The sequence below is a fragment of the Rhodococcus sp. G-MC3 genome, assembly GCF_030063335.1.
Lineage (GTDB): Bacteria > Actinomycetota > Actinomycetes > Mycobacteriales > Mycobacteriaceae > Rhodococcoides.
The window spans coordinates 1-2,638 of sequence record NZ_JASISW010000064.1 but is presented as its reverse complement, the minus strand read 5'-3'; the positions used below and the strand labels follow the sequence as shown (position 1 = coordinate 2,638).

The following is a 2,638-nucleotide window of genomic DNA, read 5'->3' as shown; positions in this document are numbered from 1 at the left end:
GTCGATATCGTCGACCTGCCAACTACTGTGATGCATGAACGCCATGGGAGCGCGTTGGATCAGGATGTTGTGGTGATCGGTTGAGCACCGCAGGAACACTCCTTCACCCTTGACGATGTCACTGATCTTGAATCCGAGAGCATGGACGAAGAACTGGTGTGATGCATCGAAATTCGGGGTCCCCAGAACGATGTGTCCGAGCCGCCGTGGTTTGATCCGGGTTTCGAGTAGTGCGCCGTCTGCACGCGCGTTCACCCGGTCGATCCGCCCTGGGGCGTTGACCGCGGCGGCGATGAACGGATGCTGCACCAGCCTGGGGGAGACGACGAGGTCGATTTCCGTTCCGGTGGCAGGCTCGATGGTGCTCAATCGTTCCGCGGTGCGCGCAGCCCGAAAACCTAGGGATGTCAAACTTCGCTGGACACGAGCTAGGTCGTCGGTGTCGTCGACGGCGAACGACGCGGTGACAAGCCGTCGGGTGGGGGTCGCGACCAGTGAAAGTTGGATCGAACCCTCTTGCGTGGCGAACCGGTGCTCGCCGACGTGGGTGAGACCGAAGTCTTCGTAGAACGCCGTCGCTGAGACGAGGTCGGGGACCCCCAGAACAATGGAGTCGAGTCGGTGAAGTGTCACGATCAGCTCCGCTGGATGGACAGTTCCGCACGGTTGCGCGCGGTTCCGGAGTCGGTGGAGTCGACGAAGGTCTGCTCGAGCTCCCCGACGCCGGTGACGAAGCTCCGCAGCACATCTCCTGCGGTGAGGTATCGGGGCGGGGTTCGGCCTGCGCCGACGCCGGCGGGTGTGCCCGTGAAGATGATGTCGCCGGGATAGAGTTCGACTGTGCGCGAAAGGCTTTCGATCAGGACCGGTACCGGGAAGATCAACTGCGATGTCCGCCCTGCCTGAACTGTTTCGCCGTTGATCTCTGCTCCGAGTTCGAGGTCATCGCGATCGTCGAGTTCGTCGACGGTCACCAGAGTCGGGCCGATCGGGGAGAAGCCTGCGTGCGATTTCCCTAGACCAAACTGCGGAGCCGGTCCAGAGTGTTGCCGCACCCGCTCGGACAGGTCCTGACCGACTGTCACGCCGGCGACGTGATCCCACGCCTCGGCAGAGTCGATATTGCGGCCTCCTCGGCCGAGTACCACGACCAGCTCTACTTCCCAATCGACCGAACCAGCGGGCAATTCCACGGTCGTCTCAGGACCGGTGATGGAGGAGACGAACTTGGTGAAGACCACCGGGTTCTCCGGGCGATCGAAACCTGATTCGCTAGCGTGTTCACCGTAGTTCAGGCCGACCGCGAAAATTTGACGTGGGCGGGGAGCAGGCGCACCGACCTCCCCCTCCCGAGCCTCCGACGCAAAGTCGGCGGGCAGGGCTGAGCTCCACTCCACGAATTCGTCCCATCGATCGTAGACCGCCTGCGGGTCTGCCTCGAAGCGGCCACCGCTGGCATCAGCAACGTCGATCACTCTGTCCCGCAACATAATCTGTAGCCGGCCGGAAAGGTTCATCAAATGCACGAGCTGCTCCTCAATCATTAGGGGACTCCGAGACGGCGAACGCACCGTCTGTAACGACGATCACACTAAATAAACGAAAAGTCAACTAGTTTTCGACAATTAACCCGTTTTTCGCCGTCATGTAGGGTTTAGCGGTAACCTGAACTACACAAGACAAGGATCCGTTGAGAGCGCGATGACCACTGAGCTGCCGGTCGCGGCTGCGAGCCGAACAACCCGGGTATACGAAGCGGTCCGTGCGGACATCCTTGCCGGGCGGCTTGCCCCCGGCTCCCGACTCGGCTTCGCCGGACTCGTCGAGGCCTACGACTGCAGCATGGGCGTGATCAGGGAGGCGCTCAACCGACTGCTCGAACAAGGCCTTGTCACGTCAGCGCCGAAACTTGGTTTTCGCGTGGTGGACATTTCCAATGACGACCTGGTGGACTTGACCGTGGCACGCTGCGAAATTGAGGTTCTCGCGCTCAAATATGCCATCACGGCAGGCGACTTGAAGTGGGAAGGCAGGGTCGTCGCCGCACACCACCGACTCGAGCGCACGCCGCAATACGACCCCGCTGACCCCGGACGATTTTCCGAAGACTGGGTTCTCGCACACGGGGAGTACCACCAAGCGTTGCTTGATGGGTGCGCCAACAAGCGCATACTGGCCACCGCAACCATGCTTCGCGATTCGGCGGAGCTGTACAGACATTGGTCTGCGCCACTGCACGATCGGGGTCGAGACATCGCCGGAGAACACCGCGCCATTCTCGACGCCGCCGTCGGTCGAAACTCCGCTCTGGCGTGCGATCTACTGAGCACCCATATCCGGCGCACTACCGATGCCCTCCTGAACAGCTAGACATCTGATGTGGCGAGTCTGGGCAGGCGGGCGAGATCATGTGTTGTAGCTTTTCGAGTCCTCGATCGGCTTCCGCGCTTCCTCTCGATCGTAAACACGACGTGGCGGCAGCAAATCCACAGTTCAAAGCCGCACTGGCCACCGACAACAGGGCTTCGAGCTCACTCGATGATCGAATTAGCCGACGTCTTCGCATACCCAAACAACATCGACGTGCGGTCTGTGGCGAACAGTGGATTGCCGATGTAGCCGGAGCTCATCGAGCGCT

Annotated in this window: 3 protein-coding genes; 1 reads left to right on the top strand and 2 read right to left on the bottom strand. The window is 61.0% G+C overall.

Annotated elements, in window-relative coordinates; translation table 11 throughout:
* Both QMK17_RS26090 and QMK17_RS26085 read right to left on the bottom strand, forming a co-directional pair.
* Positions 1-633 (bottom strand): VOC family protein (locus QMK17_RS26090; RefSeq protein WP_283512190.1); only part of this gene is annotated, 633 nt, incomplete at its 3' end.
* A gap of 2 nt (positions 634-635) precedes the next feature.
* Complete coding sequence (locus QMK17_RS26085) at positions 636-1,526, bottom strand: fumarylacetoacetate hydrolase family protein (RefSeq protein ID WP_283512189.1); 891 nt, start codon at positions 1,524-1,526, stop codon at positions 636-638.
* A 175-nt stretch (positions 1,527-1,701) separates the two neighbouring features.
* Between QMK17_RS26085 and QMK17_RS26080 the strand changes: the two genes are divergently transcribed.
* Complete coding sequence (locus tag QMK17_RS26080) at positions 1,702-2,370, top strand: GntR family transcriptional regulator (protein WP_283512188.1); 669 nt, start codon at positions 1,702-1,704, stop codon at positions 2,368-2,370.
* The last annotated feature ends 268 nt before the right edge of the window (positions 2,371-2,638 follow it).